We start from the raw sequence: 26,004 nt of genomic DNA, 5'->3' as shown, positions 1-26,004 counted from the left end.
GGATAGACTATGATAATTAAGAAAAGTGAATTTGAGCAAATTCTATTGCAGGAAGTGCAGCAGATGGCCTGGTCAGCACAAAAAAAGGGCATTCTACTGCACATTCTGCAATAGAATGCCCCAGCGCAACCGGGTAAAGCGACAGTTAGCAGGTAACACTTCACCAGGCACATTATAAACACACTTCACAGGACATACTCTAAAACTTCCCTAAGACGGCCTACAGGTGTTCCATATTTGCCTGCTTAGATCTTGCCCAACCCGGCGTCGTCGCCGACTTCCTCATGGGTTGCGATCACGTAGTTAACGATTTCTTCGACGGTAGTGTAAGCAAGACCTACATAGGTGTCGGCGGCGCCATAATAGATGGCGATGCGGCCGGTTTCAGCATCATTCAGGGTAGCGCAAGGGAAGAGCACGTTGTTCACGAAACCTCTTTCCTCGTACCATTCTTCCGGGGTAAGCACGAAGTTTTTGGAACGGTATTTGACCTTGGACGGCTCATCCTTATCGAGGATGACCGCGCCCATGCTGTACACAAGGCCGTTGCAGGTTCCGGTAACGCCGTGATAGAACATCAGCCAGCCTTCGGTAGTTTCGATAGGTGCAGGGCCGCCGCCGATTTTGGTGCTCTGCCACCAGCCTTGCCCGCCTTTGGTCATGACATGGCGGTGTTTGCCCCAGTACACGAAATCCGGGCTTTCACTCAGGAACACATCGCCAAAAGGTGTATGTCCGCTGTCGCTCGGACGGGACAGCATCACGAAATTGCCATTGATTTTTCTGGGGAACAGCACACCGTTGCGGTTGAACGGCAGGAACGGATTTTCCAGACTGATGAAGGTTTTGAAATCCCGGGTTTTGGCTACACCAATCGCGGCTCCGTAGAAATCTGTACACCAGATGATGTAATACGTATCTTCAACCTTGACCAGACGCGGATCATAAGCGTAACGCGGCATATACGGTTCGCCGGCTTCGTCTACAAACTGAATCGGTTCATCGTCAATTTTCCAATCCAGGCCGTCCACACTGTGACCCATGCGCAGATGAGGACGGGTGGTGTTGTCTTCAACACGGAATACGCCCAAAAAGCTGCCTTCATAAGCCACAACAGCACTGTTGAAAATACGCGCGACACCCTTAGCCGGATTACGCTTGATTACCGGATTATCACTGTGTCTCCATACCGGATTGTCATTGCCGGCCGGTCTGTCCTGCCAAGGTATATTGGGAATATTCTGGCTTGCCGTCAGCTTAACTTCTTTCATCATTACAAATCCCTCCAAATTTTAGCAGCGCATGCTGCGGTTATTATTTTCTTACAAAACTCGGATATTCTGAATGCTCTGCTGCAATCATCTGCGGTCTGTCAGGCCTTATTTTACCGACCCTTGCGCAAAACCGTTGTAGATGTATTTCTGCAAAGCGATAAAGGCGATCAGTGTCGGTATAATAGCGATCATAATGGCGGCGCAGATAACCTCCCACTGTGAACCGTACGGACCCTTGAATTTGAACAGCGCGGTGGAGACCACCTGCAGGCTGCTTTTAGGCATGTACAGGAAAGGTGTGTAAAAATCGTTATAGATGTTAACGCCCTTGACGATAATCACAGTAACAATGGCCGGACTGAGCAGCGGGAGAATAATTCGCCAGTAGATTGTCCAGTAAGACGCTCCGTCCAGCATTGCCGATTCGTCGAGCGATTCGGAAATGGAGTCCAGGAACTGCATGAAAATATAAACAGCAATAATATCCGTACCCAGATACATCAGAATCGGCGCCCAACGGGTGTTGAACAATTCCAGCGAGTTGATGATCTGGAAGGTAGCCACCTGGGTGGTTACCCCGGGAATCAGCGTGGCAAGCAGAAAAGCGCCCATGAGCAGCTTGCTGCCCTTGAATCTGAACCGGGCCAAAATGTATGCCATCATAGAACCGGTCAGGGTAGCACCCGCAATGGAAATGAGCACGATGATAATCGTGTTCATGAAGCCGAGCAGCATATTCCCGTCGATAAATGCTTTGGAATAGTTAGAAAAATTCAGCCAGTTTTCCGGCAGGGTAAGCGGGCCTGTCGACGCATATTCTTTATTCGTTTTTAAAGAGGCAAAAAAGACGACGACGATCGGCACCAGCGCCATCAGCGCTCCCAAAACCAAAGTGAGGTATTTGAAGAAAGAGGCTAAGTTATATTTCAGAGTATGCATAGTTCTTACTTCTCCTCCTTAATCAGAACACGCTGCAGAACGGTGACAAGAACCACAATTCCCAGAAGCACTACGGCCATTGCCGAGGCTAGTCCCAGCTTGCTGTATTTAAAGGCCACATCGACGGTCTGGATGACAAAAGTGCCGCTGCCATTGGAACCGCCAGTCATGACATACGGAATTTCGAACACACCGATCGCTCCGCTCACCGCGAGGATCAGATTGAGCTGCAATATGCGTTTGATGCTCGGAATAATAATGTGTCTGAACTGGTGCCAGCGGTTGGCGCCGTCAATTTCCGAAGCTTCGTAAATATCACCGCCGATAGAGGAAATCGCCCCAAGGAAGATGATAAAGTTCATCCCCATGTATCTCCATACCGAAGCAAAGGCGAGGGAGATATTGATCAGCTGGGGATTCAGCAGCCACTTCTGCTGCCAGGCTCCAAGCCCGACGAGATCAAGGATGGTATTCAGTGTTCCTTCCGGCTTGAAGAAAAACAGGAAGATAAAACCGATAGCCACGCCGTTCAGCAATGTCGGAAAGAACAGGATTCCTTTGAACCAGTTCTTCATGCGGACGTTAAAGCTTAGAATGGTGGCAAAATAAAGCGCCAGCCCCATTTGGACAAAGGTGGCAAAGAAATAATACAAGCTGACCTTGAACACGGCGAAATACTCGGGTTTGGTGAAGATCGTTTTGTAGTTGTCAAAGCCGACATACTCCATATTTTTACTAAATCCATTCCAGCTTGTGAAGCTGTACTGGAACATTTTGAACACGGGCAAATAGGAAAACGTCAGCAGCAGGACAACGGGAACCAGTGAAAATAAAAAAATGATCAATATACGTTGATTTTTGTAGCTCATGTTGGACAATTTGGGCACTCTCCACACCTCCTAAGAACACATGCTTACTACTCCTAACCCTTCTCCGTCGCATAAGTGAAGGGGAAAATGCCTGCTAAGGCACCTTCCCGTTCTTTTGAGTCTGTCCTCACTTCTGCGGTAAAAATTATTAAGTCTTATTTGCCAGAGGTAATTTTAGCTCTTGCCTCTTTCCACTTGTCATTCAGGTCTTTCATAATGTCATCAAAGGAATCTTTGCGGTTACCGATGGCGGCTTCGATAATGACTTTCTTGAAGTCAGGCTGCCAGAGGCCGATTTCAGCTTGTTTATCAATAGCGTCAACCCAGCCTTCTTCACCGGCTTTGGCAGGGGCAAGGGTGTCAAACGTAACATCCGTGCCTTCAAATTGTTTCAGCATTTCCGGAAGCTCAGCGCCTTTAACCGGGCTCATACCGCCGCCGTCATTTGTAGGATAGCCTGATTCGTTAATGAACCAATCCACCCAGGCTCTCGCGGCTTCCTTATTCTTGCTGTGGATGCTTACGCCGAGCGTATAATCGTCAGACAATGGAACAAGAATTTTTTTGGCGTTGGTCGGGAAAGGCATAAAGCCTACATCATCCGGGTTGGCGGCAACCCCTTTGATCTGCCCGATAGCCCATGAACCAAGCATCATCATACCAATTTTGCCGTTAGCCAAATCGGATTTGGAGGATTCCCAGTCCGTTGTAGTTGGATCTTCTTCGATCAGACCATTTTTGGCTGCGTCGTACATTACTTTGTACAAGTCATAGTGAGGCTGGCCTTTAACGAAGTTATCATCAGAGGCTACTTGTCCGATGTTGACATAATCCCGGTCACCGGCTACGGTAGCCAGATCCGCTTCCCATTGGGTCAGCGTCCAGCCAGCCGCATAGTTCGTGTAGAGCGGAATTGCGTCGGTCTTATCCTTAATGCTTTTCAGAGCTGCGTTAAACTCATCAAAGGTTCTGGGGATCTCCGTAATTCCGGCATCTTTGAACACTTGTTTGTTGTAGATAACCCCGGAGTAGTTAACCGTAGTTGGAATTCCATAAGCGATTCCGTCCACTGCGCGTTCTTCCAGACCGGTATATTGCTTCTCCAGATCGGACATCTTACCCAGCGGCTCAAAGAAGTCTGGCAGATCTTTGATCGCTACGCTTGTAGGCAGCAGCAGCACATCGCCATAGTCATTGGTGCTCATGCGGATTTTGATCTGATCCTCGTAGCTGGACAGCGCTTCGAAGTTAACTTTGACATCCGGATATTTTTCATTGAACTTTGCGGCGAAATCCTTGAATACGGTATCAACAATATCCGTTCTCTGGGTGATAACCGTGATCTCACCTTTGATATCTTGAGCTGCGCCGCCTTCAGGGGCTGCTGTCGCCTCGGTGTTTGTTCCGGTATTGCCTGCATTGGTTGCTGCTGCATTGCCGGCGTTATTGTTGTTCGATGAACAGCCTGCGAACAAGCCAGCCATCAGTGTCAATGCCGCCAGGCTGGTAACTGCTTTGGTTTTCTTCATTGTTTGTTGACCCCTCTCTTCATTTTGAAACCTGAAATAACCATAACAAAAAGCTAACAAAAATCACCACAAATCAACGATGTATACTTCAGAAAAGACGATTTGTACCCGCTTCCGCTTGAAAAGTGATGATGTTATCGCTTACAAACCTATTATAAATCGTTTCCAAACCTAAAACGATGGTTTCAATTGTTTTTTCTGGTCTTCAATTTGTTATTTTTGTTTTCATTACGTTCTATTTGTTATCTATTTTAAATGAAAAAAAGGCAAACTCCCATTTCGGGAAATTTGCCTGCACCAGATCAGATATTCAGTTCCGCGTGTGCCTCCTCTCCGAGCCAGGCCCCCTGCCGGACAGGCAGATTTTGCAGCTCGCGGATTGGACGCGCCTCTGTTTGTATTTTTAGCAGATTGCCTTCTGGCAAGCTCATCCTTTTATCTGCTGCGGCTCTTATAATCCTTCGGCGTCATGCCGCACATTTTTTTGAACAGCTTGTTGAAGTAGACCGGATCGCTGTAGCCGACCCTTTCGGCAATTTCGTAATTTTTCAGATCGGGCTGTCCGATCAGAAGCTCCTTGGCCTTGGCGATGCGGATGCCGATCAGGTAGTCCGTTATCGTCTGGCCTGTCTTATATTTGAACAGCCTGCTGATATAGCTGGCATTCATCCCGACCGTCTCTGCCAGCCGTTCAAGCTCAAAGTTCTGGCCATACTCCTTCTCCAGGATGCTCTTGGTCTGCTCAACCACGTAGTGCTCACCGCCCTCACCGGCCTGGTGGGGCGCTTCTTCAGGCTCCGCTGCCGCCGGCCGCAGCTTCTTATTCTCCTCCACACTTTTCAGCAAATCGTACAGCTGCGCCTTCTCAATGGGCTTAAGCAAGTAATCGAGCACACCATGCCGCATGGCCCGGCGGGCATATTCAAATTCACTGAATCCGCTCAGCACGGCTATGGGGAGCTGCTTCAAATGCCCTCTTACCTCTTCAATCAGCTTAAAACCGTCCATTCTCGGCATCTTGATGTCTGTAATAAGCAGGTCGATATCGTCCTGGCTGAGCTCCCGGAGATGATTCCATGCCTCCAATCCGTTGCCATAGGAACCGATAACCTGAACTTCCAAATCCATTCTGGAAGTAATTTTCTCAAGCCCACGGCGAATCACTTCCTCATCGTCCGCAATCATGACCCTGATCACCAGCAAATCGCCTCCAGTTTCGTTAAAGCTACAAATGATTGCGCTATCATTATCAATTATAAGCTTCATTTTCTTATTAGCATATGTACTCTATTGTACTTTTATAGTCTTCAGTTTACTTTGCCCCATTTTCTGCTTGAAATCATGCCTAAAAAAGGTTATAACTTAATTGTGTATTGTTATTATTAAATAACAAAATTATAATAACAATATAACAAAATAACTAAATGTTTCGAGGCCTAATTCCTACTATTCTAATTAAGCGAGGTAGCTGAGATGTCACTGCAGAATGAATATGTCGGAGGCGTTACCTGGGGGTTCATGGGCAGACGCGGAACCTGGGCTAATGATGCGGCCAAGACTTCAATGGAGCTTATGCAATCCGTGACTGGAGCGAACTGGACCGCTATCGCCTTCAGTGCGATCCAAGCCACTCCGCAATCCACAGAAATTCCTTATTGGGAGGAACCCACGGTTACCGATGATGAGGTCCTATGGGCGATCCGCACAGCAAAGTCACTTGGCCTGAAGGTATGCCTGAAACCGATTGTGAACTGCGCAGACGGCACTTGGCGCGCCCACATCAACTTCTTCGACAAAGATGTTCCGTGCGAGCCCAAATGGTCGGATTGGTTCAGCTCCTACACTGCTTTTATTCTGCATTTTGCCGCGATTGCCGAAGAAAGCGGTTGCGAAATGTTCTGCATCGGCTGCGAACTGGTCATGTCCGACAGACGCGCCGCGCAGTGGCGGGCCTTGATTGCTGAAGTCCGCAAGGTGTACCACGGAATTCTTACCTATAATTGCGACAAGTATCAAGAGGACAATGTGACCTGGTGGGATGCCCTTGATGTCATTTCCTCCAGCGGCTACTACCCCGGGCAGGATTGGGAGGCACAGCTTGACCGGATTGAGGCTGTAGTGAAGCAGCATAATAAGCCCTTCTTCTTCATGGAAGCCGGCTGTCCGAGCCGGACCGGCAGTGCCGCAATTCCGAATGACTGGTCCCTGAAAGGCGAACCGAGCGAGGACGAACAGAAACGCTATTACGAGGCGATGTTCCACAGCTGTGAGCGCCGGGAATGGGTCCAGGGCTTCATGCTCTGGGATTGGCCGGCACAGCTCTACCCGCTTGAAGAGGCTGCGGAGAATGATGATTACTGCATGTATGGCAAATCCGCAGCACATATCATTAAAGAGTACTACAGCTCCAAGACTCAGAAGTAATATAAAGGAGTGAACAAGCAAAATGAAAATTTCAACTGAGGAATGGCGGAGACAGCTGGAGAATGAGCTGAAGGGTAATATCCTGGGCTTTTGGATGGAGCACACACTGGACGAAGCGCATGGCGGCTTTGCCGGTGAGATTGACAACCAGATGAATGTCATAGCGGACGCGGAGAAAAGCCTTGTGCTGAATGCGCGGATCCTCTGGACCTTTGCGAGCGCTTACCGGTTATATGGCACTTCAGAATACTTAGCTATGGCTGAACGCGCCTACGACTACCTCATGCAGCACTTCACAGATACCGAATACGGCGGATTGTTCTGGATGGTAGACGCCCGCGGAGTTCCTTCCCAACCGAAAAAGCAAATCTATGGCCAGGCTTTTGCCATCTATGCACTGGCCGAGTTTCACCACGCTACCCGACGCGCCGATGCCTTGCAGCAAGCGGTTGACCTGTTCCATATTGTAGAGAAACACGGCTATGATCCTATTTATAAAGGTTACATTGAAGCCCTGTCACGTGAATGGCAGGTGACGGATAACCTGAGTCTCAGCTCCAAGGACATGAACGAGAAGAAATCCATGAATACTCATCTGCATGTGCTGGAAGGCTATACCGGCCTGTACCGGGTCTGGAAATCGGAAGAGTTGAAAAGCAAGCTGGCGGAGCTGATCGAAACCATGCTGGACCATATTATCGATGCGGACGGCAAGCACTTCCACCTGTTCCTGGACGAAGAGTGGCATGTGAAATCGCAGAGCATCTCTTATGGCCACGACATCGAAGGCAGCTGGCTGCTGGTTGAAGCTGCTGAGGTGCTTGGAGATGAAGCACTGCTGCAGCGCGTGCGCAAGGTAGCCGTCTCTATGGCTGAGGCCGTGCTGGCGGAGGGCATTGCGGAAGACGGCGGAATCTGGAATGAAGCGGACGGCAGCGGTCACATTGACAAGTCCAGAGACTGGTGGCCGCAGGCCGAAGCCGTTGTCGGCTTCTACAACGCCTATCAGCTGACCCATGAGACACGGTTTCTGGAAGCTGCGGAGAACGCCTGGATTTTTACTGACCGATATATCGTTGACCACAAGCTTGGCGAATGGTACTGGGGCGTTGATGAAGCGCTGCAGCCGCTGGCCCGCGAGCCCAAGGTCAGCGCCTGGAAATGCCCTTACCATAACAGCAGGGCCTGTTTCGAAATGATCGGGCGGCTTACCCTGAATTCCACCATAAAGGAGATAAAATAATGACTACAATTTTTCAAGAACGCAAACAGAAGCTGACTGAACGCTATGAGGCGCTGATCGGGCGCAAAAATGAAAAGGTTCCCTACGGCAACGGCATCTACGACCGCTACCAATATCCGCTGCTTACTGCTGAGCATGCGCCGCTGATCTGGCGCTACGACTTCAATCCGGAGACCAACCCTTATTTCGCGGAAAGAATCGGGGTTAACGGCATCTTCAACCCTGGTGCCATTGAACTGGACGGCAAGTTCTATATTGTGGCCCGGGTAGAAGGCAATGACCGCAAATCCTTCTTTGCCGTTGCCGAGAGCGACAGCGGTGTAGACGGCTTCCGTTTCTGGGATCATCCTGTAGTGCTTCCCGAAACTGAGGACCCGGACATCAACGTGTATGACATGCGCCTCGTGAAGCATGCCGACGGCTGGATCTACGGCCTGTTCTGCACCGAACGCAAAGACCCGGATGCCCCGCATGGCGACCTGTCCAGCGCAGTAGCCCAGTGCGGTATTACCCGCACCAAGGATCTGAAGACCTGGGAACGCCTCGCTGACCTGAAGACGGGGTCCGCGCAGCAGCGCAACGTCGTGCTGCACCCTGAGTTTGTAGACGGCAAATATGCCTTCTATACCCGGCCGCAGGATGGCTTCATCGACGCCGGTTCCGGCGGCGGCATCGGCTGGGGATTATCCGACACGATCGAAAATGCTGTAATTACAAGCGAGACCATCATGGACCAGCGCTATTACCATACGATCAAAGAAGTGAAGAACGGCCAAGGTCCGGCACCTATCAAAACGCCTCGCGGCTGGCTGCACATCGCCCACGGCGTCCGCAACACCGCTGCCGGACTGCGCTATGTGCTGTATGCCTTCCTGTCCGATCTGGAGGAGCCTAACAAGGTCACGCACACGCCAGGCGGACACTTCATCGCTCCGGATGGTGAAGAGCGCGTCGGCGATGTATCCAACGTTGTCTTCTGCAACGGCGTGATCGCACGCGACAACGGAGACATTTACATCTATTACGCATCGTCTGACACCCGTATCCATGTCGCCACCACAACGGTTGACCAGATGCTGGATTATGTCCTTAATACCCCGGAAGACCCGCTTCGTTCCTATGCTTGCGTACAGCAGCGGATTGCTCTAATCGACAGCAATTTGCAGTTGAAGTAGTTGTGGAGTGAACTTGAGGGGGGACATTTTGGGATTTCGCCGTAACTGCGGGAATGTTTGGACTTCCGGCCGCTGTTGCTCCGTAAGTATCCAAACTTCCCTCCGTTACTTCACCCTTAATGTTGACTTCTCAAGTTCTTTTATAGGAGAGTAAGAAGTAGTAAAAGGCGGCCCCTGGAATTCATCCACTGGGGCCGCCTTTTTATGGGTCAGAAGCTATAACTGCATTTCACAGTATTATTCCATTTTTTAATTGCACAGAATACACCTATCCGGTTTCCAGCGGCAGAAGCAGCAAAATCGGACGTTTCTATTGCACTTTCTGCAGCAGATCGGCTATCCGGCATCTTATGCGTCGCAGGTCATGCCGGCATCCCACGAAGTTAACAAAGCTACTTCCCCGGACCCGCCACCGAATCCCGGTGAACAATATCAGCGGCGATCAGAATCTTCTCCAGCGGCGCAGACGGATTCTGAATCCGGTTCATCAGCTTCTCCACGGCGGCACGGCCCATTGCCTCCTTCGGTACATGCACGGTGGTGAGCGGCGGAATCCCCCGCATGGCATCCTCAATATTGTCAAAGCCCGTTACCGAAATGTCAGCGGGAATGGCTACGCCTTCTTCCCTCAGCACTTCACAGATAATGAGCGCCGTGGAGTCGTTGGCACAGACGAGTGCGCTCGGAAGGGTTTTGGCTTTTTTGCGTTTGGCCAGCCAGAGCTTAAAATCGTCACGGAACGAGCCATCCTCCATCCCCTCCAGCGTCAGCATCTCATCATCGCCAGCCGGAGTTTTCATATCGTTTTCCTCCAGCGCACTGCGGAAGCCGATCCAGCGGTCACGGAAGCTGCGCGAGTAGCGGATATTGCCGATAAAATGAAACAACGTATGCCCGATACCCATCAGATGGTTGCTCAGCCGGGTCATGGAGTCGATATTGTTGGCGAACACGGTATCGCTGGGAATCAGCGGGTCCTCATGGTCAATGAGCACCATCGGCAGCCCGATGCGGTGAACCTCCAGCAGGAGGGAGGTGGAAATCTGCCCCACCCCTACCAGACCGAGCAGCCCGCTAGGATTAAGAATATTGATAAAATTATCAGCACGGTGCTCCGAGACAATCACCATCCCCAGACCCACCTGATCGAGCGCCAGCGCAATGCCGTCGACGATTTTGCCCCAATAGAGGGAATCCTGGGTCTGCGACCGGATATTCGGCATCAGCACAAGCACCGACTGCTTGTTGCGGTCACTGCCGGCTGCCGGGGACGGACGTTTAACATTTTGCACATAAGCATTTTTCTGCGTGAAATACCCCAGCTGCGATGCAGCCTGAATGACCCGCTCCCGGGTGGTTTCGTTGACGCCTCCTTTGCCGGAGAGTGATTTGGAGACAACAAACTTGGAGACGCCGAGATGGTCGGCGATTTTTTGCATGGTCACTTTTTTTGCCACTATACATACCTCCAGAATTTATCTTGATTGCACGGCAGACGCCTGCGGCACGGAAGAAGCCTGCTGTCCCTCCCGCGCTTCCTTCCATTTCTCATTTAATTCGTCAAAAGATTTCTGCAAATCCGGCGCGGCGAGCAGCTCCTGAATATAATCGCCCGACCAGAACGACAGCTTCGCCCGGTTCGCCATGTCGATAAAAGCATCCGTCTGTACAGTAGCCTCAACCAGCTTGGGATGATAGGAGAGAAACTCGCTGTATTGCGGCAAGGCTGGCTCTTCCGAGCTGTCAGAGGGAAGGAAATTCGCTGTATAGGAGGTTTTTTTCAAAAAATACTCCACCCAAGCCATGGCCAGCTCCTTATTCTTGCTGAATTTGCTGACCCCTATGAACCAATCCGGATTCAGCGCTGCGTAGTGGGTAGGCTTGTTATCATAAGGAAACGGGAAGAAGCCTATATCCTCGGACTTCGCACCGGCATCCAGAATCTGGCGGATTGTCCAGTTCCCCTGCAGGTACATCCCCGCTTCCCCTTGGGCCAGCTTGGTTTTGGAAATCTCCCAATTGTTGGAGAAGAGCTGGTCCTCCACGTACCCTTTGGCAACCATTGTCCGGGCGATCGCAATGGCCTGGCCCCATTCATTGTCAATCTTCCAGGGATTGTTCTCCTGCACCATGTTGTTCAGATAATCCGGATTGCCCGTCATATAATTAACAAGGTTGTTGCCCCATTCCCGCAGGGGCCAGACGGCACCGTAATTCATGTACAGCGGGATGATGCCTGCCTGCTTCAGCTTGGCACTGGCTGCGTAGAATTCATCGAGTGTTTGCGGCACCCGCTCAATCCCCGCTTTTTTAAAAGCCTGCTTGTTGTAGACGATACCGCTGGTAGTCGAGCCTGTCGACAGCCCGTATCTTTTGCCGTCATAGATGTTAAAGGTCGTGAATTTCTCCTGTGCAGCCAATTCTGCGGTCAGCGGTTCAAAAAAAGCTTAAGCTCCTTTGCCGGCAGATTCACCGGAAGCAGCAGCACATCTCCGGCATCCTTGGTGGACAGGCGGACCAGTATGTCGGTGGCATAGTTGGACAGACCTTCGAATTCCACATGGGCTTCCGGATATTTCTTCGTGAACTCATCGGCATAGCTTTTGAAAGTCCCATCCTCAATCAGATCAATCCGGTTCGTCAGCATCACGATGGTCCCGGACAATCCGGACGGGCTCCCGCCGGTGCCGGGAGACGGCGAAGGCAAAACCTGATTATTGCTGCGGCTGTCACAACCGGCCGACATCAGGAGCAGCACCAGGATGGTAAGCATGGGCCAACGTAACTTCATCCGTTTCAAGCGGATTCCTCCTCTATTCTCTTCCCTTCAATCCATAGCGCTCTGGACCTGCAGGGGCAGGGACAAAATAACATCCGTCCCCTCGCCAGGCCTGCTGAAGACCTCAATGCCATAGGCCGCTCCATAGTGAAGCTGTATCCGCTGATGCACATTTTTCATGCCTATCCCCCCATTGATGCTCTTCTTCGGAGGCATCTCATGCTTCAGGCTGTCATTGAGCTTGTCCAGCGTGGCCTGCTCCATTCCGCAGCCATCGTCGCGGATATGGAACAGAAGCTTCTGCTCTGTGACCTCGCAGGTGATGCTCAAATGCATCCGGGGTTTCGTGTCATCCAGTCCGTGATAGGCCGCATTCTCAATAATCGGCTGAAAAACCAGCTTAATCATGGAGTAGTTGTCCAGCGCCGCGGGAACATCGATATCCAGGACAAACCTTCCGGGATAGCGGCAGCCCAGCAGTTCAACATAATTGCGGACATACAGCAGCTCTTGCTTCATGGTTGTAGTCCCGGACAGATCACTGGTGCTGTAACGCAGGAGCTTGCCCAGAATGGAAACCATATCGGCAGCCTCCACGTCATCATTGATCTCTGCGGTCATACGGATAGACTCCAGTGTGTTGTAAATAAAATGCGGATTGATCTGGCTCTGCAGCGCCTGCAGCTCCGCTTCCTTCTTCTGCTCTTCAATCCGGTAGATATCCTGAATCAGCTGCCGGATGCGGGCAAGCATCCGGTTGAACTGATGGCCCAGCAGTCCGATCTCATCCCGGCGTCTGACGCGGAAAGTCACATCCAGGTCGCCGTTCTGTACCCTTTTCATCAGCTGGATCATTTGGGTCAGCGGCTTCGTCAGGGCAAAGGACAGGATGATCGAAATGATCAGCGCCAGCACAATAATAATCAGGGTTGCGGCAAAGGTCGCATTGCGGGTAAGCTTCACCCCGCGGGTAAGCTCATCCACAGGAATAGAGATGATGACCTTCCAGTTGGTCTTGGCAGAGCTTGAATAAATATTAAGCTGTTCCTTGCCGGATACGGTATCATAAAAGCTTCCGGCATTGCCCACAGCCTGCCGGAACAGGCTCGTACGGGAAATATCGGTGGTCAGGAGCTTCCGGCCGCTGTCATAAATCACTTTGCCGTCCTCATCCACAATGATTGATTTGCCATGGGTTACAGTATCCAGCTCAGCCACTTGATTTTCCAGATTGCTGATGTTGGCTTCGACTGCGATAAGTCCGATCGGATTCCACAGCCCGTCGACAATTTTGCGGACCACAGTAAAGGCATAACGGGTGCTCTGCAGATTGCTTGTGTACGCCTGAGTGCCAAAGAGCAGCGCCTCGCCGCTGGAATCCCTCGACTGCCCGCTCCAGAACTTGTAGCTCTGCTCCAGATCCAGCCGGACACCGCCGTCTTTGGCAGAATAATATCCGTTGCCGTACCCGTCAAAAATATACACGGAATTGGTGCCCCGCTTAATATTGTTAATAAAAGAAATATTGCCTTCAATGCCCCGCTGAATGGACAGCAGCAGATCGAAGTCTCCCGGAGCCACCGGGGTGCTGCCTCCCTTGCTGTCCATCATCCGCTTTTGTTCATAATAGCGGTTCGAGCGGATCAGGTTCTGCTTGATATCGTTAACATATGCCGGCATGGACGAAATCCGTTTCATATCCTCTATATAGTCATCAATGGAATCCATCATCTGATCAATCAGCTTTTCCGAATAAGCTACGGTGTTCGCCTGTATCGATTCGGAGTAGCTTTTGAAGCTGATCACACTGATGACTGAAAGCGGAAGCGTAATAATAATCAGAAAGACCAGGAGCAGCTTGCGTTCCATGGCCATGTCTCCGATGTAGGACCACCAGCTGTGACTGCGTTTTGCTTTCATTGGGTCCTTCTCCTCGTTTCAGCGTTAACCTAACTTTTCCACAGAACATAACAATTACCTAACAAAATAATTATACGTGTTAGTCTGCCGATGTACAAGGAATTTGCTTCAGCACATATGGCGATCCTGTTATCCAAAAGCGCCCCGCTGCCAGTTGCTGGCTGCGGGGCGCTTCAGGACAAGAGTTCCGGACTCCTTGATTTCTATTTGATCGTAAACAGTGACAGCTTGTCTTTGAGCTGGGTCGAGGCGCCTTCCAGTTTTCCGGACAGAGCAACGAGCTGGTCACTCACATTCTGCTGTTCATTGCTCAGGGAAGCAACCTCTTCCGAGGTGGCTGAAGACTGCTGTGCCACCGCGCTAACATTGCTCATGGCATCGGACAAGACACCCTGGGAATGATTCAGGCTGTCGATAGCTCCGGTGACCGATTCCAGGCTGGAAATGAAATCATCCATTTGACCTTGTACGGATACAAAGATCTCGCTGGTGCTCTTCACCGAGGTCATCTGCTGCTTAAAGAGCGGTGCAACCTCAGACAATACAGCCACTGTCTCATTCATTTCAGTAATAATCTTATCCGTAATTCCGGCTACAACGGCAATGGACTGTTTGGACTGGTCGGCCAATTGGCGGACCTCATCGGCAACGACCATAAATCCGCGTCCCGCTTCACCAGCTCTTGCTGCCTCAATCGTGGCATTCAGCGACAGGATATTCGTCTGCTGGGTGATGTTCTTCATCACGTCCAGCACTTTGATGACCGAGGATACCGTTTCTTTCAGATTATTGACCCGGTCCACCAGCGCAGTGGTCATCTCTCCGGTGCGGCTGGTCTGCGTCAGCAGCTCTTCCAGCTGCTTCGCCCCTTGGCCGCTGGCTTCTCCCACGCCGCGTGCGGCTTCGTCCATCTCGGCATTTGCGGCGATTACGCTCTGCATCTGAGTTCCAATCAAGTCGGTAAGCTCATTGCCGCGCTCGGCCTCCTGAGCCAGACTTCCTGCACCGCCGGCAATCTCTTCGGTCGCTGCAGCGATTTCCTTCGCGGAGATCGCTGTCTTGCGGGAAGCATCGCCAAGCTCGCCTGCGGTTTCCAGCACTTCACGGGCAGTATCCGTTGTCTGGGCAACAAGCTCCGTGATCCGCTCCATCATTGTATTAAAGGAAGCAGACAATTCACCGATCTCATCCTTGGATACATATTCGGTGCGTACGCTCAGGTCGCCCTTTGCGCCTTCGACCATCAGATCCTTCAATCGGGCCAGCGGCCGGGCGATCATCCGCACCATCACAAACCCGACCAGAACGGCCAGCACCGCTGCAGCTATGGCAGCCAGGAAGGTGGTGAACAGGATTGGAGTCGCCGCCTTCACCAGCTCACCGGTAGGAACAATGCCTGCCAGCTTCCAATCCGCTTTGACCATGGGACTGTAGACCGCCAGAACATCTTCTCCGTTGGCATCTTCGGCATCCTGGCTCTTATTGTTAATTTTGCTCTCCTTGATAAATCCAAGCTCTGATGGCTTGCCATCCTCTTCAGGATTGGACGAAGCAACCACCGTCCCGTCCGGGGAAACGAGCTGAATCCGGGAACCATCCCCAAGGGTAACACTGTCGAAGGCTTCCTCCAGCAGGGTATTCTTCAGCTCAAGCAGAATGACATAGCCTGAATTGGCTCCGAGGTTTTTGAGCGCTCTGACCATCGCAAAATTTTTCCCGTTTTCTCCTGCTACAGCCGTAGGGAACCAATAGTTCTGTGCGGATTTGGCTTCTTTCGAATAGTAGCTCTGGTAGTTTTCGGCATTCGCAACCGCTGTCTTGTACCATTCCTGGTCTCTGACGCCGTCCAGCTTCATGCCGGAGCTTCCGCTTGAAACAATATCGTAATCCTTGGATGTTGGAACCAGTGTAATCGCAACGATATTAGAATCCGTAGTCGTTTGGCTGGAAAGCTTCTTACTGATCGCATCCGTAGCCACGAATCGATCATAACTTGACGATGCAGACACCAGGTCTGTCAGATTATTCTGCATTTGCGGATCAAAAAAGAGCTGCATCGCCAGGCTCTCATATTGTTTGAGCGTAATATCAAGCTTCTCCGAGGTCTGAATAATGGTCTGGCGGTTCGCTTCCGACACATTTTCTTTAATCGTGTTTTTAGCCTTATTATAGGACAACAGCCCTAGAGCCAGTACAACCACTACAATTGAGGATAAAAAGATCAGGAACAGCTTCACCCCAACCGACTTATTCGGGTTCACTCTCTTGACCTGACGAACCGAGCCATGCAGCACGCCCTTGAAGGACAAGGCAGACCCTTTTCCATTGGCTGAGGCCGCTTCCTTAACTGCTGCCTGTCCTACATCTGCCTGGTTTGCCTCGGATTTCTGGACGTTTGACGGCGGTTTCTTACTGGTCTTATTTTTCTTTGTCAATTTCATCCTTCTCTCTTTCTTCTCTTCCCCATTGCTGTCCCGTTTAGGAGCAACCATTATAATCACCTGCCAGTTAGATTAAAAGACATATGTAAGCGTTCGCTCTTCTTTATATCGGCAGACTGGGTATAATTACTTAGATTTCTTTAGAAATTACCACAGATTCTTTATATATTTTAGCGATTTTCCACTTTATTCTATATACAAAAAGGAGTGCCCCTCCTCTCCGAGGTGCACTCCTGCAAAAAAACTCAAAAAGCACTATTTTTTCTTCCGCATCATGTCGAAATAAGCAACCGGCTGGTCCACCTTCATGCGCACCCGCTGCAGCGGATGGCGGGCCGCATCCAGCGGCTGGCCGTCCTCATCCCAAATTTCGCCTACCGTCTGCTTGAAGAACGTGTTGTCAGGACCAAAGAACTCCACTTCCTGTCCCGGCTTGAAGTGGTTGCGCTGCTGAATAAGCGCGGTTCCGCCAGCAGCATCATACTCCAGCACCAGTCCGGCAAAGTCATAAGGGGCCGCCTTTTCCTCAGGCTCATAAATATGATCCTCGTGATCCGGCGTATCATAGAAAAACCCTGTATTCAGCGGGCGGTTCGCCGCTTTTTGCAGCTCTTCCAGCCATTCGGGCTTGAGCACATACCCTTCCGGGTCGGCCATATAAGCATCGATCGCTTTGCGGTAAGCGTTGACGACTGTTGCGACATAGTGGATGGACTTCATCCGCCCTTCAATCTTGAAGCTGTCAATGCCGGCCTCAATCAGCTCCGGGATACTCTCCAGCATGCACAGATCCTTCGAGCCCATCGAGAATGGATTATCCTCCGGCTGATGCAGCGGAAGCTGGGTGACTCCCGGCTGCAGCGGCAGTGGCGGCTGCTGCGCCTGGGCCTGGTCTTCTTCGGATACCCATGTGCCTTCAGGCCGGGCATCCTCGAACAGGTCGTATTTCCAGCGGCAGGACTGGCAGCAGCCGCCGCGGTTCGAATCGCGGTCCGTGAAGTGGTTGGACAGCACACAGCGGCCGGAGTAGGAGGAGCACATCGCTCCATGGATGAAGCTTTCGATTTCGATATCGACATGCTGCTTAATTTCAGCGATTTCCTCCAGGCTCGTTTCACGGCCAAGGACCACGCGCGGCAGCCCTTCTTCCTTCCAGAAAGACACGGCCTGCCAGTTGAGTGTGGACTGCTGGGTGCTCAGATGCACCTCAAGGCCCGGCACCAGCCGGCGGGCGGTATCCACTATGACCGGATCGGCCACGATAATGGCAGCGATCCCCACTTCATAGAGATTGCGCAGGTATTCTTCAATCCCGGCGATATCTTCATTGTGGGCATAAATATTCGTGGCGACAAAAACCTTGGCGCCGTATTTTTTGGCAAACTCCACGCCCTCGCGCATTTCCTCGAAGCTGAAATTATCCGCTCCCGAGCGCAGGCCGTATTTCTGTCCTCCAATATATACTGCATCCGCACCATAGTGTACGGCGAATTTCAATTTCTCCAGGTTACCCGCCGGAGCAAGGAGCTCCGGTTTGTCCAGACGGTAACGTTTGCCCTTGTATTGCGGCTTGGTCATGGTTCCCATTCCTGTTCTCCCCTCCATTGTCTCAGCTCATAAAAGCTTGAATGCTCTGCATTTAGGTGTTGCACGCAGCTGCGGGGAATGTTTGGACTTCCGGCCGCTGTTGTCTGCAGATTTCTTGATTGTATACCGCTTTCGCGGTTGAAATCCGCAGACAAAGGCGGACGCTACCGCTCCTCCAGTTCCAAACTTCCCCTCCGCTGCTGCACCTTAATGTTAACTTCTCAATCTATTTTTAAATAGCTGAGTCATTGCTTATTTATATTTTAATACACCTGCTCCTTGTAAAAGAAGCCGAAGGACAGCTCGCGCTCAGGGTCCTGCAGCGCCCGGATGCCATCCATCCAGCTCTCCTGGAAGACATAGCCCTCCGGGTCAGCCGCGTAGAGGTCAATCGTATGACGGTAAGCCTTCACGACGGCTGCGTTGTAGGCAACCGGCTTCAGCAGCCCTTCAATCTTCAGGCTGTGCACACCGGCCTTCAGCAGAAAATGCAGATCCTCCAGGATGCAGATATCATCAGAACTCATAATATGCGTGCCGTTCTCATCCTCATAGATCGGGAACTTTTCATTCGGGCGCTCTGCTTCGATCAGGAACAGGCCGCGCTCCTTGCCCAAGCTTCCGCCATCGCTCGGACGGCCCTGATGAGACATATAGCTTGCGACCAGCTTGCGCTTGGAGTGATAAATATTCGTCATGCCATGGACCTGCACCTGGGCTTCAACTTCCAGCAGCGGCACCATTTCCGTCATTTCGTCCATATTCAGCTCACGGGCCAGAACGACCCGCGAAGCGCCCTTGCGGCCCCAGTAATTGGCTGTGGCGTAGTTGGTTGAGGTCATTTCCGCGTTCCAATGCAGCTTCAACAGCGGGGCTTCCCTCTTTACGGCGGCAAGCACTGCCGGATCGCCGAATTCAATGCCGTCTACACCCAGCTCCCCAATCGCTTGTACATAAGCGGGAAGCTCGTCCAGCAGGCGGTTCGGCATCAGGCCGCCGAGGCCTGCATAGACCTTGCGGCCCTGCTCATGAGCCAGCTTAACGACCTTAGCAGTATCTTCCAGCGAGAAGTGGCCTGCCAGACGCATGCCAAAGCGGTCATCGCCAATCAGCAGCGCATCGGCTCCGGCTTTCAGCAGTACAGCCGCTTCTTCCAAGGAAGCCGCTGTCGCCAGCAGCTCCGGTTTGTTATTCATGTTGCACCCTCCTACTTCACGGTTATGTTATAACCGTATCACACTCTATTTTAATGGGTTACCAGCTAATTTTGTTCACTTTTTTTGATATTGGCTAAATGTTCCTTGTAGGTTTTGCCGAATAAATGGCCTTGTGAGCCGTCCTTTTTCGTCACATAGAAATAATAATCCGAAGCTTCCGGCTCAAGCGCAGCCTTGATGGAAGCAAGTCCGGGGCTGCTGATCGGCCCCGGCGGGAGCCCTTCATTTTTATACGTATTATAAGGGCTGTCTACCTTCAGATCCTTCTCATACAGCCGCTCCTTCTGCTTATCCAGGAGGTACTGGACAGTTGCGTCGATCTCCAGCTTCTGCCCTTTATCCAGCCTGTTATAGATCACCCCGGCCACAATCGGACGCTCACGGTCCACTACAACCTCCCGCTCCACAAGCGAAGCCACCGTCAGCAGCTCATGCAGGGAAAGTCCGCGTTCCTTGAGCTTGGCCTGCCAGCCCCCGACCGAGTCCAGCTTCTTCTCAAGCTGCTCCAGCATCGCTTCAACAACCTGCTCCGGGGTGCTCTCCTTCACCAGCTCATACGTTTCCGGGAACAAGTAGCCCTCCAGGCGGTGCCGCAGCTGGCTGTCCTCAGGAATCCCCAGCCTGCTTACGGCTTCAAGCCCCGCCCCCGAATCTATTATTTTCAGGAATACTTCAGGCTTCTGATTCCAGGCGGCAGCAAGCTTGTCGGCAATCTGCCTGGCGGTATATCCTTCAGGAATCGTAAAGACCACTGTAGCCTTCTTCACCACGTCCCCTGCATTCAGACGGGCAATAAGTGCATCATAGGTATCCCCGGGAGCAGCGGTATACGTGCCGGCCTTGAAGCTGGAGCCTTCCTTGACCCATTTCAAGTAGCCTTTAAAAAACAAACCTTTGCGTATAATGCCGTTTTCTTCGAGCAGATCAGCAATTTCCGAGCTGCCCATCCCCTTCTCTATCGTAAACGTTACCGGTTGGCCCGGCTCCACGGGCTGCATGCCATTCCAGACGTACCAGGCTCCCCCTCCCCCCAATGCTGCCAGCAATAGGATGATAATGAGCACCGTACGGATTGCGGCTTTCAAATGTCACTCCTCACTTTCCGACTATAAAGTATAAAATTGTATTGTCTCAAATTCAACATATATTTTGCGGACATACGCTTTACAAGCAAAAAGAGCGCGGAAAAATCCCGCCCTCTTCCGTGCCAAACTTTGATAAAAGCCTATCCATCTCCAGCTTAATCGCTCTCGTCAGCGGGAAAAGTCAGCTCGTCATACAATTCGGAGACATCTTCCCATTCCTCATCATCCACGATACTCTCCAGTTCAGGAAGCCCGTCAGGAGATACCACAATCCGCAGAATCTCCTGTTCGGCGCCTTTCCCGGAACCGGCCAGCACCGCATACGCGCGGCTGCCGACTTCAAACTCGGCAATAATATCGTAAATGGAAGATTTGCCCTGCTCGTCTTCCAGTTCTACTGTTTCTCCATATGCTTCTTTGAGTTTGGAAGTCCAAACCACCTGATCGGCGGAAAAATCAGTCATTCCCCGCTCCTCCGTCCAGCTCATCCACCAATGTATTGAAGGTCTCCTCAACAATCGCCCATTCCTCGTCATTCTCGATCATAAAGAGCTGAAGATCGTCACCGTCTTCTTCATAACGGAACGCGTACACTTCATCGCTCTCTTCATCCTCGGAATCCAGCGGAACCACCATCATATACTTGGCATCCGAACCGTCAACTTCAAACTTCATAATGACCTCAAATTCCTCTTCATTACCTTCCTCGTCGGGAATATAGATAATTTCCGGTTCTTCTTCTTGGCCAATCTGCTCGTTTGTCAATCCAACACACCCCTCACCTTTTACTGTTAGCATCCAAAAAATTTTGCAAAATCAGGGCTGCGGCCATTTTGTCCACAATCCCTTTGCGTTTCTTCCGGCTGACGTCCCCTTCAATCAGCATCCGTTCGGCGGATACCGTCGTCAGACGCTCATCCCAAAGGTGTACGGGCATTTTGAGCTCTTCCCGCAGCTGATCGGCAAATTCGATACAGATCTCACCACGGGGTCCTACTGAGCCGTTCATATTCTTCGGAAGGCCGACCACAATCTCTCCAATCTCATGCTCCTTGACCAGTTCGCGGATACGCTCAAACTCATTGCCGTTTCCGCGCCGTTCAATCGTCTCCAGAGCTTGCGCCGTCCAGCCGAAAATATCGCTTGTGGCGACTCCGATTCTACGGTCGCCGTAATCCAGACCCAGCATCTTCATCATTTCGGATTATCCACCCGGTGATTGACGAGGTAGAATCGAACCAGTTCCTCAATCAGCTCATCACGTTCTTTTCTCCGGACCAAACTTCTCGCATTGTTATGGCGCGGAATATAAGCCGGATCTCCGGAAATAAGATACCCTACGATCTGATTGATGGGATGATATTCCTTCTCCACCAGCGCATCGTATACTGCGAGCAGGATTTCCTCGGAAGAAGCTTCCTTCTCATCGCCCTTCACATTGAATTTGACCGTTTTGTCCATGGAGTCCATTTGTGACACCTTCCTTCTGCAAAATCACCCGCTTCTTGGGCGGCTTCGCAAAGTTGCTGCTGTACAGCTGACTTGCTGCCCTCATCATAACATATTCATAGCCCAACCAGGAAATCCCACAACTGTGATAACGCTTTTTTTGGCATTTCGTCTACAAAATTAGTGATTTTTTTGGTTTTTAAGCTATTGCAGATTATCGCTGAAAGTGAATATTACCAAAAAATATACATTTCCCCGCTTCTCCTGAACAAAGCAGCGGTACCGAGAAATCACCCTCAGTACCGCTGCGGCAAACCTGAAACTCCTGTCGTCTTCATCCCTTGATCCAAAGCTGCAAAACCCCGAAATTTCTGGTGTTATGCAGCAGCTTCAGAAGCCTGCTTCAGCAGCTTTAAGCCAATGCGGCTACAAGCTCTTCTGCCTTCATAAGGGCTTCGCCCAGCTTGGAAGCGTCCTTGCCTCCGGCTTGCGCCATATCCGGACGTCCGCCGCCCCCGCCGCCGCATACTGCGGCGATTTCCTTCACCAGCTTACCGGCGTGGAAGCCTTTTTGGACGAGGTTCTGCGGAACCGATACGACAAAGTTGACTTTGTCGTCCATAGCTGCGCCCAGCACCAGCACGGCATCCGGCAGCTTGGATTTCAGTTCATCGGCCGTGGAGCGCAGTGCGTCCATATTGCCGGCTTGAACGGCAACCGCGAGCAGTTGTGTTCCGCTGCCTACTGTTTTCACACTGCTGGTTAGCTCGGCTGCAAAGGTAGCGCTCAGCTTGGACTGCAGGGATTCATTTTCGCGTGACAGTTCACGCACCTGGGCATGCAGGGCTTCAATCCGCTTCGGTACATCGTTTAATGAAGATTTCAGCAGTCCTGCCGATTGCTTAAGCAGATCCAGCTGGCTTTCGGTGAACTGGTACGCATAACGTCCGGTGACCGCTTCGATCCGGCGTACACCGGAGCCAATGCCGCTCTCGCTGACCAGCTTGAAGATACCGATCTGTGAGGTGTTCAAAACATGGATACCGCCGCACAGCTCCAGGCTGTAATCGCCTACCTGGACCACGCGGACGATATTGCCGTATTTCTCACCGAAAAGTGCCATCGCCCCCATAGCTTTGGCCTCGTCAATCGGCTTGTTCTCAATGACCACATCCAGGCCGCGCCAGATTTGCGCATTTACCCGGTGCTCGATGTCGCTCAGCTCTTCCGGCGTAATGGCTCCGAAATGCGAGAAGTCAAAACGCAGACGTGCGCCTTCTACTAAAGAACCGGCTTGATTCACATGACCGCCGAGCACTTCTTTGAGCGCTTTGTGCAGCAGGTGTGTTGCCGTGTGATTCTTCACAATGTCCTCGCGCTGCTCACGGTTCACTTCAGCACGGACGCTGTCGCCTACTCTCAGCTCACCGGCTTCTACAGTGACCAGGTGAACATGCTGGCCATGCGGAGCCTTGAACAGCCCGGTTACCTTGGCCGTGACCGAACCTCCGGTCAGAAGGCCGGTATCGCTGACCTGGCCGCCGCTTTCGGCATAGAATGGCGTTGATTCGAGAATTACCTGGCAGTCGGTACCTTCGCCTGCGGTCTCCGCCAGTTCGCCGTCTACAACAATAGCCAATAGTTTAGATTCTGCTACGGTGTCATTATATCCAACAAATTCACTTTTAACCGTCAGCTCAGCCAGCGGTCCGCCTTGAACCTTCATGCTGCCGCCGTCCTGGCGGGCGGCTCTGGCACGGTCGCGCTGCTCCTGCATCGCAGCGTCGAAGCCTTCCCGGTCCACGGTAAGGCCTTGCTCGGAAGCAAAATCCTCGGTCAGGTCAAACGGGAAGCCGTAGGTGTCATACAGCTTGAACGCGTCTGCACCGGCGATGGCACCCCGCCCGTCAGCCTTAGCCTTGGCGCTGATTTCGCCCAGAATCGCCAGACCGTCGGACAGCGTTTCGTGGAAACGCTCTTCTTCGGTGCGGATGATTTTGGCGATGTATTCGCGGTTCTCGACTACGGACGGGTAGTAGACCCCCATCACTTCGCCTACGGTTTCGGTAAGGTCGAACAGGAATGGACGGTCCAGACCCAGCGTCTTGCCGTACCGCACTGCACGGCGGAGCAGACGGCGGATAATATAGCCGCGGCCTTCATTGGAAGGAAGCACACCGTCACCCACGGCGAACGTTACCGTACGGATGTGGTCGGCAATGACCTTCAGCGCAATATCCTGCTCCAGATTGTCTTTGTAGGTGACACCGGCAAGCTTCGCAGTCTTCTGAATAATCGGCTGGAACAGATCGGTGTCGAAGTTGGAATCTACATCCTGCAGAATGGATGCAAAGCGCTCCAGACCGGCACCTGTATCAATGTTCTTGTTCGGAAGCGGCGTATAGCTGCCGTCTTTGTTGTGGTTGAACTGCGAGAATACGAGGTTCCACACTTCGAGCCAGCGTTCATTTTCCCCGCCCGGATACATTTCGGGATCGGACAAGTCGCTGCCGTAGGCTTCGCCGCGGTCATAGAAGATTTCCGAGCAAGGACCGCAAGGGCCTTCTCCGATATCCCAGAAGTTGTCGTCGCCCAGCTTGATGATGCGCTCTGCAGGCAGTCCGACTTTTTCATTCCACAGCTTGAACGCTTCTTCATCCTCGGCATATACCGTTACGGAAATACGGTTCGGATCAAAGCCGATCCATTCCTTGCCGGTCAGGAACTCCCAAGCCCAGGTAATCGCTTCTTCCTTGAAGTAGTCGCCGATGGAGAAGTTGCCCAGCATCTCAAAAAACGTATGGTGGCGGCGCGTTTTACCGACATTCTCGATATCATTGGTGCGTATGCATTTCTGCGAGTTGGTCAGCCGCGGATTCTCCGGAATTTCCCGCCCGTCAAAATAAGCCTTAAGCGGCGCCATCCCGGCGTTGATCCACAGCAGCGACGGGTCATTATGCGGCACGAGCGATGCGCTCGGCTCGATGCGGTGCCCTTTGCTCTCAAAAAACTGCAGCCATTTGGAACGGATTTCACTTGCTTTCATCATGTACAGCCCCTGTCTTAAAGTTATTGAAACAAGCAGAAGCGGCTTCACCGTCCTTTTAAAGGACGGTACCGTTTCAGCGAGAAATATAAGGAACATTTATTGCGTGAAGCATATAAACTCTTATATTTACACAAAAACGCCCCTGAATAAATTCAGGGACGATGATTATCGCGGTACCACCCTGGTTATCGCCATGATCCGTGATGTTACGGAGATGAAACTGACGATCGCCTTGTGCGGCTGTTAACGGGCGCCCCCGGCGGGATTTCCCGCACTCCGAAATCAGCTTTCCGCCGGCCTGTCTTCAAGGTTCTCACAGCCATTGCGGCAACTGCCGCAAAGGAACCTCTTCTCTGATCAAGCCATTCTCCGGCGTACTCCATTTCATCAATGTGTTGTCCGATTTGCATTTTAACATTTCAAGTATAGCCAGCGCCCCTATATCTGTCAATCTCGGGCAGAGAACCGCGCAGAAAAAGATTATTTACAGCGCTTCCTTACAGGCGTATAATGTGGATTGTTTAGAACCCTTCTGCGGTTAACAACGGGTGAACCCGTACTGACGAGACGTGGCTCAGCTTGGTAGAGCGCTTGCTTCGGGAGCAAGAGGTCGCAGGTTCAAATCCTGTCGTCTCGATTTCCAAGTCATATAACCACTTCCTGAATGGATGTGGTTTTTTTGTTGTTAAAGAGTCAAGTAAACGCCGAGAACACTATGCCAAGATGATTTAGAGTTATAAAGCAAAAAAATAAAAAGAGTTTCAAATCTTCAGCAAAATGCTGTATATTGTAGCCAAAGGAGTCGTGCTGGTAACACGCCCCCTACGAGCAATAGAGCCGCTTCTAAGGGCGTTCAGCTTCAGTGGAATGACGGATACAAATAGACCGATTCCTTGTCCGGGGCGGTCTATTTTAACTTCCACAAGGCATCCCTCCCTTCTACGAGAGGTAGCCGATACGCCCCTATAAGCCTATTCTATTGCTTCTGTGTTTATATCATATTCGTAGATGAGTGGCATTTATT

24 protein-coding genes and 1 tRNA gene are annotated in these 26,004 nt (G+C 51.5%); 5 read left to right on the top strand and 20 right to left on the bottom strand.

From position 1 onward, the window contains the following. Positions 1 to 245: 245 nt before the first annotated feature. From JI735_RS18280 to JI735_RS18260, 6 genes are all read right to left on the bottom strand, one after another. Positions 246 to 1,271 (bottom strand): glycoside hydrolase family 130 protein, encoded by a 1,026-nt coding sequence (locus tag JI735_RS18280; protein ID WP_039838601.1) that lies wholly within the window; start codon positions 1,269 to 1,271, stop codon positions 246 to 248. Positions 1,272 to 1,379: 108 nt separating this feature from the next. After that, positions 1,380 to 2,213, bottom strand: coding sequence for a carbohydrate ABC transporter permease (locus tag JI735_RS18275; RefSeq protein ID WP_039838593.1), 834 nt, complete (start codon positions 2,211 to 2,213; stop codon positions 1,380 to 1,382). 5 nt (positions 2,214 to 2,218) lie between these two features. Then, positions 2,219 to 3,100, bottom strand: coding sequence for a carbohydrate ABC transporter permease (locus tag JI735_RS18270; protein ID WP_020428272.1), 882 nt, complete (start codon positions 3,098 to 3,100; stop codon positions 2,219 to 2,221). 137 nt (positions 3,101 to 3,237) lie between these two features. Next, positions 3,238 to 4,611: an ABC transporter substrate-binding protein gene (locus JI735_RS18265; RefSeq protein WP_202676271.1), complete on the bottom strand. Its 1,374-nt coding sequence runs from the start codon at positions 4,609 to 4,611 to the stop codon at positions 3,238 to 3,240. A 302-nt stretch (positions 4,612 to 4,913) separates the two neighbouring features. Continuing rightward, a complete protein-coding gene (locus JI735_RS36950; protein ID WP_267918910.1) occupies positions 4,914 to 5,042 on the bottom strand; it encodes a hypothetical protein in 129 nt (42 codons plus the stop codon). Positions 5,043 to 5,046: 4 nt separating this feature from the next. After that, positions 5,047 to 5,808, bottom strand: coding sequence for a response regulator transcription factor (locus JI735_RS18260; protein ID WP_039838603.1), 762 nt, complete (start codon positions 5,806 to 5,808; stop codon positions 5,047 to 5,049). A 276-nt stretch (positions 5,809 to 6,084) separates the two neighbouring features. Here JI735_RS18260 and JI735_RS18255 point away from each other — a divergent pair, with 276 nt between their 5' ends. From JI735_RS18255 to JI735_RS18245, 3 genes are read left to right on the top strand one after another with little or no spacing between them, the layout of a single operon-like run. Next, positions 6,085 to 7,035: a glycoside hydrolase family 113 gene (locus tag JI735_RS18255; protein ID WP_039838596.1), complete on the top strand. Its 951-nt coding sequence runs from the start codon at positions 6,085 to 6,087 to the stop codon at positions 7,033 to 7,035. Positions 7,036 to 7,057: 22 nt separating this feature from the next. Beyond that, positions 7,058 to 8,278 carry an AGE family epimerase/isomerase gene (locus JI735_RS18250; protein WP_202676270.1) on the top strand — a complete coding sequence of 407 codons (1,221 nt, stop codon included), beginning with the start codon at positions 7,058 to 7,060 and terminating at the stop codon, positions 8,276 to 8,278. Next, positions 8,278 to 9,453 (top strand): glycoside hydrolase family 130 protein, encoded by a 1,176-nt coding sequence (locus JI735_RS18245; RefSeq protein ID WP_039838606.1) that lies wholly within the window; start codon positions 8,278 to 8,280, stop codon positions 9,451 to 9,453. Before JI735_RS18250 ends, JI735_RS18245 begins: the two co-directional genes overlap by 1 nt. 392 nt (positions 9,454 to 9,845) lie before the next feature. Here the strand turns inward: JI735_RS18245 and JI735_RS18240 are convergent, their stop codons facing one another. The 13 genes from JI735_RS18240 to alaS all read right to left on the bottom strand — a co-directional run bounded on the left by JI735_RS18240 (position 9,846) and on the right by alaS (position 24,977). Further along, positions 9,846 to 10,910 carry a substrate-binding domain-containing protein gene (locus JI735_RS18240; RefSeq protein WP_039838607.1) on the bottom strand — a complete coding sequence of 355 codons (1,065 nt, stop codon included), beginning with the start codon at positions 10,908 to 10,910 and terminating at the stop codon, positions 9,846 to 9,848. An 18-nt stretch (positions 10,911 to 10,928) separates the two neighbouring features. Next, entirely contained in the window at positions 10,929 to 11,873 is a 945-nt protein-coding gene (locus tag JI735_RS18235; protein ID WP_233475951.1) for an ABC transporter substrate-binding protein, read from the bottom strand. Positions 11,874 to 11,881: 8 nt separating this feature from the next. Next, entirely contained in the window at positions 11,882 to 12,253 is a 372-nt protein-coding gene (locus JI735_RS36000) for a hypothetical protein (RefSeq protein WP_233475950.1), read from the bottom strand. 27 nt (positions 12,254 to 12,280) lie between these two features. Next, the gene (locus tag JI735_RS18230) at positions 12,281 to 14,152 is read right to left on the bottom strand and encodes a sensor histidine kinase (protein ID WP_039838608.1); all 1,872 of its coding nucleotides are present in this window, start codon (positions 14,150 to 14,152) and stop codon (positions 12,281 to 12,283) included. A gap of 203 nt (positions 14,153 to 14,355) precedes the next feature. Then, positions 14,356 to 16,593, bottom strand: coding sequence for a methyl-accepting chemotaxis protein (locus tag JI735_RS18225; protein WP_039838611.1), 2,238 nt, complete (start codon positions 16,591 to 16,593; stop codon positions 14,356 to 14,358). A 255-nt stretch (positions 16,594 to 16,848) separates the two neighbouring features. Beyond that, on the bottom strand, positions 16,849 to 18,180 hold the full coding sequence (locus JI735_RS18220) for a peptidase U32 family protein (RefSeq protein WP_202676269.1): 1,332 nt from the start codon (positions 18,178 to 18,180) through the stop codon (positions 16,849 to 16,851). Positions 18,181 to 18,443: 263 nt separating this feature from the next. Continuing rightward, positions 18,444 to 19,376, bottom strand: a complete 933-nt coding sequence (locus tag JI735_RS18215) for a peptidase U32 family protein (protein WP_039838615.1) — start codon at positions 19,374 to 19,376, stop codon at positions 18,444 to 18,446. Positions 19,377 to 19,441: 65 nt separating this feature from the next. After that, positions 19,442 to 20,482: an endolytic transglycosylase MltG gene (gene mltG / locus JI735_RS18210; protein ID WP_083886923.1), complete on the bottom strand. Its 1,041-nt coding sequence runs from the start codon at positions 20,480 to 20,482 to the stop codon at positions 19,442 to 19,444. 155 nt (positions 20,483 to 20,637) lie between these two features. Beyond that, complete coding sequence (locus JI735_RS18205; RefSeq protein WP_020428256.1) at positions 20,638 to 20,946, bottom strand: DUF1292 domain-containing protein; 309 nt, start codon at positions 20,944 to 20,946, stop codon at positions 20,638 to 20,640. Beyond that, positions 20,939 to 21,247: a DUF1292 domain-containing protein gene (locus JI735_RS18200; RefSeq protein ID WP_019912423.1), complete on the bottom strand. Its 309-nt coding sequence runs from the start codon at positions 21,245 to 21,247 to the stop codon at positions 20,939 to 20,941. Before JI735_RS18200 ends, JI735_RS18205 begins: the two co-directional genes overlap by 8 nt. Positions 21,248 to 21,260: 13 nt before the next feature. Next, positions 21,261 to 21,677, bottom strand: a complete 417-nt coding sequence (gene ruvX / locus JI735_RS18195; protein ID WP_039788023.1) for a Holliday junction resolvase RuvX — start codon at positions 21,675 to 21,677, stop codon at positions 21,261 to 21,263. Then, positions 21,677 to 21,952: an IreB family regulatory phosphoprotein gene (locus JI735_RS18190; RefSeq protein ID WP_020428254.1), complete on the bottom strand. Its 276-nt coding sequence runs from the start codon at positions 21,950 to 21,952 to the stop codon at positions 21,677 to 21,679. The genes ruvX and JI735_RS18190 overlap by 1 nt, the downstream gene beginning before the upstream one ends. A 391-nt stretch (positions 21,953 to 22,343) precedes the next feature. Then, positions 22,344 to 24,977: an alanine--tRNA ligase gene (gene alaS, locus JI735_RS18185; protein ID WP_039838616.1), complete on the bottom strand. Its 2,634-nt coding sequence runs from the start codon at positions 24,975 to 24,977 to the stop codon at positions 22,344 to 22,346. 106 nt (positions 24,978 to 25,083) lie between these two features. Between alaS and JI735_RS18180 the strand changes: the two genes are divergently transcribed. Both JI735_RS18180 and JI735_RS18170 read left to right on the top strand, forming a co-directional pair. Further along, positions 25,084 to 25,227, top strand: coding sequence for a hypothetical protein (locus JI735_RS18180; RefSeq protein WP_157771485.1), 144 nt, complete (start codon positions 25,084 to 25,086; stop codon positions 25,225 to 25,227). A gap of 316 nt (positions 25,228 to 25,543) precedes the next feature. Beyond that, positions 25,544 to 25,617 (top strand) — tRNA-Pro (locus JI735_RS18170). Between the two features lie 124 nt (positions 25,618 to 25,741). Here the strand turns inward: JI735_RS18170 and JI735_RS18165 are convergent. Next, complete coding sequence (locus JI735_RS18165) at positions 25,742 to 25,903, bottom strand: hypothetical protein (protein WP_157771486.1); 162 nt, start codon at positions 25,901 to 25,903, stop codon at positions 25,742 to 25,744. Positions 25,904 to 26,004 lie beyond the last annotated feature (101 nt).

This window comes from Paenibacillus sonchi, assembly GCF_016772475.1.
GTDB classification, from domain to species: domain Bacteria; phylum Bacillota; class Bacilli; order Paenibacillales; family Paenibacillaceae; genus Paenibacillus_AQ; species Paenibacillus_AQ sonchi.
This window is presented reverse-complemented; position numbering and strand designations above follow the sequence as displayed.

What these genes read in the sequence shown, in the direction of transcription:
- JI735_RS18280 (WP_039838601.1), bottom strand. Translation starts at nt 1,271, where the DNA reads ATGAAAGAAGTTAAGCTGACGGCAAGCCAGAATATTCCCAATATACCT.
- JI735_RS18275 (WP_039838593.1), bottom strand. Translation starts at nt 2,213, where the DNA reads ATGCATACTCTGAAATATAACTTAGCCTCTTTCTTCAAATACCTCACT.
- JI735_RS18265 (WP_202676271.1), bottom strand. Translation starts at nt 4,611, where the DNA reads ATGAAGAAAACCAAAGCAGTTACCAGCCTGGCGGCATTGACACTGATG.
- JI735_RS36950 (WP_267918910.1), bottom strand. Translation starts at nt 5,042, where the DNA reads ATGAGCTTGCCAGAAGGCAATCTGCTAAAAATACAAACAGAGGCGCGT.
- JI735_RS18255 (WP_039838596.1), top strand. Translation starts at nt 6,085, where the DNA reads ATGTCACTGCAGAATGAATATGTCGGAGGCGTTACCTGGGGGTTCATG.
- JI735_RS18250 (WP_202676270.1), top strand. Translation starts at nt 7,058, where the DNA reads ATGAAAATTTCAACTGAGGAATGGCGGAGACAGCTGGAGAATGAGCTG.
- JI735_RS18245 (WP_039838606.1), top strand. Translation starts at nt 8,278, where the DNA reads ATGACTACAATTTTTCAAGAACGCAAACAGAAGCTGACTGAACGCTAT.
- JI735_RS18230 (WP_039838608.1), bottom strand. Translation starts at nt 14,152, where the DNA reads ATGAAAGCAAAACGCAGTCACAGCTGGTGGTCCTACATCGGAGACATG.
- JI735_RS18225 (WP_039838611.1), bottom strand. Translation starts at nt 16,593, where the DNA reads ATGAAATTGACAAAGAAAAATAAGACCAGTAAGAAACCGCCGTCAAAC.
- JI735_RS18220 (WP_202676269.1), bottom strand. Translation starts at nt 18,180, where the DNA reads ATGGGAACCATGACCAAGCCGCAATACAAGGGCAAACGTTACCGTCTG.
- JI735_RS18215 (WP_039838615.1), bottom strand. Translation starts at nt 19,376, where the DNA reads ATGAATAACAAACCGGAGCTGCTGGCGACAGCGGCTTCCTTGGAAGAA.
- JI735_RS18205 (WP_020428256.1), bottom strand. Translation starts at nt 20,946, where the DNA reads ATGACTGATTTTTCCGCCGATCAGGTGGTTTGGACTTCCAAACTCAAA.
- ruvX (WP_039788023.1), bottom strand. Translation starts at nt 21,677, where the DNA reads ATGAAGATGCTGGGTCTGGATTACGGCGACCGTAGAATCGGAGTCGCC.
- JI735_RS18190 (WP_020428254.1), bottom strand. Translation starts at nt 21,952, where the DNA reads ATGGACTCCATGGACAAAACGGTCAAATTCAATGTGAAGGGCGATGAG.
- alaS (WP_039838616.1), bottom strand. Translation starts at nt 24,977, where the DNA reads ATGAAAGCAAGTGAAATCCGTTCCAAATGGCTGCAGTTTTTTGAGAGC.